Genomic DNA, 5,530 nt, shown 5'->3' with positions numbered 1-5,530 from the left:
CTCGCCGAGCAGGCAGAACGCGGCGCCGAGCGCGACGAGGCGCTCGACCAGCGTCAGCCGCGTGAACAGGAAGCCGATCGCGACCATGCCGAACAGCGCGATCGCCACCAACGCCTTCAAGGTCGCGAGCGCCACCGCACCGTAGAAGCCGAGCTTGGCCGCCATGGGATCGCCGGCCTGGAGCATCAAGGCCGGCGAATAGACGAAGATGAAGGGGATGACGTAGCCGGCGAGCGCGATGCGCATCGCTTCCCAGCCGATCTTGTCCGGGTTCTCCTTGGCGATCGGCGCCGCCGCGAGCGCCGCCAGCGCCACCGGCGGCGAGAGGTCGGCCATGATGCCGTAGTAGAACGCGAACATGTGGCTCGCGATCAGGGGCACCCCTAGCTTGGCCAGCGCCGGCGCGGCGAGCGCGGCGGTGATGATGTAGGTCGGGATGGTCGGGATGCCGGTGCCGAGCAGGATCGACAGCAGCATGGTCATGATCAGCGCCAGGAACAGGCTCTTCTCGCCGAGCCCGATCACCCAGCCGCCGAAGATGGTGCCGACGCCGGTCTGCGACATCATACCGATGATGACGCCGACGATGGCGCAGGCCATGCCGACGGTGATGGCGGATTTGGCGCTCTCGGCCAGCGCATCGCGGCACTCGCGCAGGGCCTTGAACCCGCCGCGGACGAAGGCGGTGATCACGATCAGCCCAACGACGACGCTCGCGACCGGCACGATCTGGAGGCCGTCGCGCGACAGCGCGGCGACGACGAGCGCAAGGCCGATCCAGAAGATGTAGCGGATCACATTCGAGGATGCGCCGGTCGTGATGGCGGTGCCGAGGATCAGCGTCACCGTGAGAGCGAGGCCCATGCTGCCGGCATAGAGCGGCGTAAAACCTTCGAACAGCATGTAGACCAGCGCGGCCAGCGGCAGCACGAGATACCAGCGCGTCACCAGCGCCTTCCAGGCGCTCGGGATCTCCGAGCGCTTCATGCCGACGAGACCGTGCTTGCCGGCTTCCAGATGCACCATCCAGAAAGCGGACGCGAAATAGAGGATCGCTGGAATCGCCGCCGCCTTGACGATCTCCGAATATTGCACGCCCAGCGTCTCGGCCATGATGAAGGCGACCGCGCCCATCACCGGCGGCATGATCTGTCCGCCCATCGAGGCCGTGGCCTCGACGCCGGCCGCGAACGCGCGGCGATAGCCGAACCTGATCATCAGCGGGATCGTGAACTGGCCGACGGTCACGACATTGGCGACGCCCGAGCCGGAGATCGTGCCCATCATGCCCGAGGCGAACACCGCCACTTTCGCAGGTCCCCCGCGGGTGCGGCCGAACAGGCCGAGCGAAACGTCGGTGAACAGCTGGATCATGCCGGCGCGCTCCAGGAACGAGCCAAACAGGATGAACAGGAAGATGTAGGTCGCCGAGACATAGATCGGCACGCCGTAGAAGCCTTCGGTGCCGAACGACAGATGGGTGACGATCTGGTCGAAATCATAGCCGCGATGGTTGAGCGGCGACGGCAGATACTGGCCGAAGAACCAGTAGACGAGGCACGCGCCGCACATCAGCGGCAGCGCCGCGCCCATCAGGCGCCGCGTGCCCTCGAAGATCAAAACCGCCAGCAACGTGCCGACCACGAGATCAAGTCGCGTCGGATCGCCATCGCGCGCGATCAAATCGGCGTAGAAGATCCACTGGTAGAGCCCGCAGAGAAAACCTGCGCCGCCGATCACCCAGCCGAGCGCGCGGCCGAAACTGCTCTTCGCGGTGAAGTTTGCGATCAGGCCGAAGGTGAGCAGGACGAGGAACCCGACATGGACGCCGCGCACCACCTGGCTCGGCAGATAATTGAAGGCAGCGACGTAGAGCTGGAAAGTGGCGAAGGCGATGCCGATCCAGTAGGCGAGCTGGCCCCACCAGCCCGGGCCAAAGCCTTCGGGAAAGCCGTGCTCGAAATTGTCGAACTCGACTTTGACCTTGTCGGGCGCAGCTGCGGCGCCCTCTGCCTTTTCCAGCATCTCAATCGTCCTTAGCCTGTCCGTGCCGCAATAGCATTGGCACGAGCCACTCGCGCCGTCATGCCCGGGCTTGTCCCGGGCATCCACGAGCTTTCTCGCCTGCCCATAGAACGTGGATGGCCGGGACAAGCCCGGCCATGACGCCCTGCTACGAGAGCCGACCTTACTTGATCAGCCCTTTTTCCTTGTAATAGCGGATCGCGCCGGGGTGCAACGGAACCGGGCTGCCATTGGCCGCCGCCTCGAGCTTGATCTCCTTGCCGGCCGCATGCGCGGTGGCGAGTTCCGGCAGCGACTCGTAGACCAGTTTCGTCATCTGGTAGGCGAGATCGTCCGACACTGCCGAGCTTGTCACGAGGTAGTTCACGACGGCAGCCGTCGGCACGTCCTTGTCCTGGCCCGTATAGGTATTGGCGGGAATGATCGCGGAGATGAAGGGCGGGCCGATCTTGTCGACGGTCTCCTTCGGCACCGACACCACCGTGATCGGGCTCGAGGTCGACAGGTCCTTCAGCGAGGCGACGCCGAGGCCGGCCGATTGCAGCGTCGCTGCGAGCTGGCGGTTCTTCATGAGATCGACGGACTCGGCGAACGGCAGATACTCGACCTTGCCGAGATCCTTGTAGCTCATGCCGGCGGCGCTGAGGATCGCGCGCGAATTCAGCTCCGTGCCCGACTTCGGCGCACCGACAGAGAGGCTCTTGCCCTTGAGGTCGGCCAGCGTCTTGATGCCGGATTCAGCGGTCGCGACGATCTGGATGTAGTTCGGATAGATCGCCCCGATGGTCCTGAGCTTGTCGAGCTTGGTCTTGAAGCCCGCCTCCTCCTCGCCGTCCCAGGCGGCCTTGAGCGAGTCGCCCAGCGTGAACGCCAGCTCGCCGCGGCCCTGCTGCAGCAGGATCAAATTCTCGACCGACGCCTTGGTGGCCTGCACCTGCGTCTTCACGTTCGGAATCTTGTCGCCGTAGATCTTCCCGATCGCGACCCCGAGCGGATAATAGACGCCCGAGGTGCCGCCGGTCAGCACGTTGATGAAGGATTGCGCCTGCGCGCAAGGTGCCGACGCCGCCAGAGCAAGTGCCGCGGCTGCGCCGAAAATCGTCCGTTTCATGGTTGTTGTACTCCCCAAACCGGCGGGGAAATTGGCCGGATGAGAGGGGCGGGTCAACCCATCCAAAAGGCAAAACAGGACTGCGGTAAATGGCCGTTCCGGCTCGATTTTTGCGGAACCCGGGTCGGTGCGGCGAGGTGGCGCAGCCTCACTGGAACGTCATGTCAAGGCACTTGGAGATGTCGGAGCCGAGGCCCGAGGAGATGGTGATGCAGCCGCGGATCTTCTGCGCGCTGACGTCGGCGGCCCAGATCGAATAGCCGCCGGGGCCGAAGAACGAATTGGTGTTCGGCGGCTCGGTCTCGGTCGCGTCGAAATCGTAATGGCCGTCGGTCTCGAAGATGCGCGGCTTCTTGATGCAGCCGCCGTCGGTCTGGACGTTGATGACTTCCTTGTTGTCGCGGGTCAGCGCCAGGGAGACCTGACAGCGGAAATATTCCGAGGTCTTGGTGTTGAAGAGATAAGTGTAGGACTTGCAGGTCGCCGTGTTCAGCTTGCCAGGGGCAAGGCCGCGGCTGCATGAGATGCGCTGGTTGTGGCTGAGCTGGTAATCATCGGCCCGGGCGGCCGGCGCCAGCGCCGTCAGCGACAATGCAGCAGCCCAGCAAAGTTTTGTCACACGGCGCATCCGAATCATCCCTGCCAATAATTTTGTCGAGTTGCGTTCTAGACGGAAAGCGGAACATAGTCGCGAGGGGACGAAGGGAAAATCACAAACTACTGGGCAAGACGTGATGCGCTGCGGCGCTTTCGCAAATTGACCCGGACATCCCGTTCGTGATTTGTTCAAATCCGGAATGTCCCGACCGTGGGAGGATGGGAATGACGGCATTTTCAATCAAGCCATTTGCAATTGCAGTCGCGCTCGGCGCCTTTGCCGCGCCCGCATCGGCGCAAGTCCCGGCAACGCCGTGGGAGCTCAAGGCCGATACGGGCTACGCCTATGACAAGGAAGGCAAGACCTTTTCCTACAAGATGGGCACCAGCAACGCCGGCGAATTGCTCAAGGGCGCCAAGAAAGTGCCGAAGGGCACGCTGTTCTTCATCGGCCACAACGGCCAGCTCTACATGCGCAGCGGCCCGTATCTGGAAGGCGACGGCAAGTTCAAGTTCGGGCCGGATCAGTAGGGGACGCGCACCTCGCCACGACGACGCTGCCGTAGGGTGGGCAAAGGCGCGTTAGCGCCGTGCCCACCATCCATCAGCGCATTCCGATCGAGAATGGTGGGCACGCTTCGCTTTGCCCACCCTACGACAGCGCTCTTAAAACGCCCCTGCCAGCTCCCTTGCGCCGGCTTTGCTGCTGTTCGAGTCCATCCGCTCATCCGTCACCGCGAGCAGCTTGGCCACCGTGTTGTGACGGATCGCGACCGGGTTGCGCTCGTAGCCGCCGCGCTGGAAGAAGTTCGAGGTCGGCACCTGCTCGCGCATCGCCTGCGGCATCGTCACCATGTCGAGGCCGGTGCCGTCGCCGGTGAGGTTCATCATCTCGAGCTCGGCCGCGGTGAGCGGACGGCTGTAGCCCTTGGCGCGGGCGAACAGCACCGAGGTCAGCAGCTTATGCGTCTGCAGCATCGGACCGACATCGATGTCGATCACCATCGCATGCATGGCCCAGCCCTGCGCGGTGTTGCCGATCTTCTCATGCTCCGACCAAGTGTCGGGCACCGACTTCGCATGCGCCACCATTTTCTTCAGCACGACGAGCTTGTGCTCGAGCGCCTGCCGCGCCGGCCCGGACGTGCGCGACACCTTCTCGGAGAGCGCACGAATGAGTTCGTGGCCCTGCTCGGCCAGCAGCTCGACGCTGTTGGTGGTCAGGAGCTGGTTGTAGCCCATCGCGGTCGAGATCGCGCGCTTGCCGCCATGCTCTATACCCGCCTGCACGTCGTGACTGCCGGTGCCGCCGGTCTCGAACGCATAGACCCGCACCGCCTGCTCGCGCGTCAGCCCGGAGGCGAGCGCGTAGCGCGCATAGGCGCGCTTGAACTCGACCTCGCTTGAGGGGCGCTGCGGCGTGAACTGGTAGAGCTCCTGCGCCGCGCGCAGGAAATCGGCAACAACCGGGATCGGCTTTTTGACGGGACGGTCCGGCGTTTCCTCAGGTTCCGGATTCACCGGCTTCTTCGGCCCGGCATAGAGCGGCGGATGCTCCAGCACGTAATCATCGAGCGTCACCTGCTGCCCGCTGCGCCGCTTGGCGTTGCGGCCTTTCCGCTTCTCGGAGATCTGGCTCCAATAGGCGCCGGCCTCGGCGTCGAAAGCGGCACGCGCCGCCTGATATTCCGCGAGCTTGCGGCGATATTCGAGCACGGCCGGCGAGGCGCCACCTTGCGCAAAAAACTGCGACAGCAACTGAGCGTTGGCATCGCGGACTGCGGGCGGCAGCGCGTC

General features: G+C 64.2%; 5 protein-coding genes. 1 reads left to right on the top strand and 4 read right to left on the bottom strand.

Translation table 11 applies throughout. The features are described from left to right. The 3 genes from MOV75_RS25920 to MOV75_RS25910 all read right to left on the bottom strand — a co-directional run. Positions 1-2,025, bottom strand: a 2,025-nt coding sequence (locus MOV75_RS25920) for a TRAP transporter permease (RefSeq protein WP_247006831.1), incomplete at its 3' end; no start/stop codon positions are given. A 163-nt stretch (positions 2,026-2,188) separates the two neighbouring features. Beyond that, positions 2,189-3,136, bottom strand: coding sequence for a TAXI family TRAP transporter solute-binding subunit (locus MOV75_RS25915; protein ID WP_246930035.1), 948 nt, complete (start codon positions 3,134-3,136; stop codon positions 2,189-2,191). Between the two features lie 148 nt (positions 3,137-3,284). Further along, positions 3,285-3,764 carry a hypothetical protein gene (locus MOV75_RS25910; protein WP_246930034.1) on the bottom strand — a complete coding sequence of 160 codons (480 nt, stop codon included), beginning with the start codon at positions 3,762-3,764 and terminating at the stop codon, positions 3,285-3,287. A gap of 194 nt (positions 3,765-3,958) precedes the next feature. Between MOV75_RS25910 and MOV75_RS25905 the strand changes: the two genes are divergently transcribed. Then, positions 3,959-4,264 (top strand): hypothetical protein, encoded by a 306-nt coding sequence (locus tag MOV75_RS25905; protein WP_246930033.1) that lies wholly within the window; start codon positions 3,959-3,961, stop codon positions 4,262-4,264. A 135-nt stretch (positions 4,265-4,399) separates the two neighbouring features. Here MOV75_RS25905 and MOV75_RS25900 read toward each other — a convergent pair. Next, the coding region (locus MOV75_RS25900; protein WP_247006829.1) for a hypothetical protein at positions 4,400-5,530 on the bottom strand (1,131 nt) is incomplete at its 5' end.

Source organism: Bradyrhizobium sp. PRIMUS42, assembly GCF_023006515.1.
Taxonomy (GTDB): Bacteria; Pseudomonadota; Alphaproteobacteria; order Rhizobiales; family Xanthobacteraceae; genus Bradyrhizobium.
This window is presented reverse-complemented; position numbering and strand designations above follow the sequence as displayed.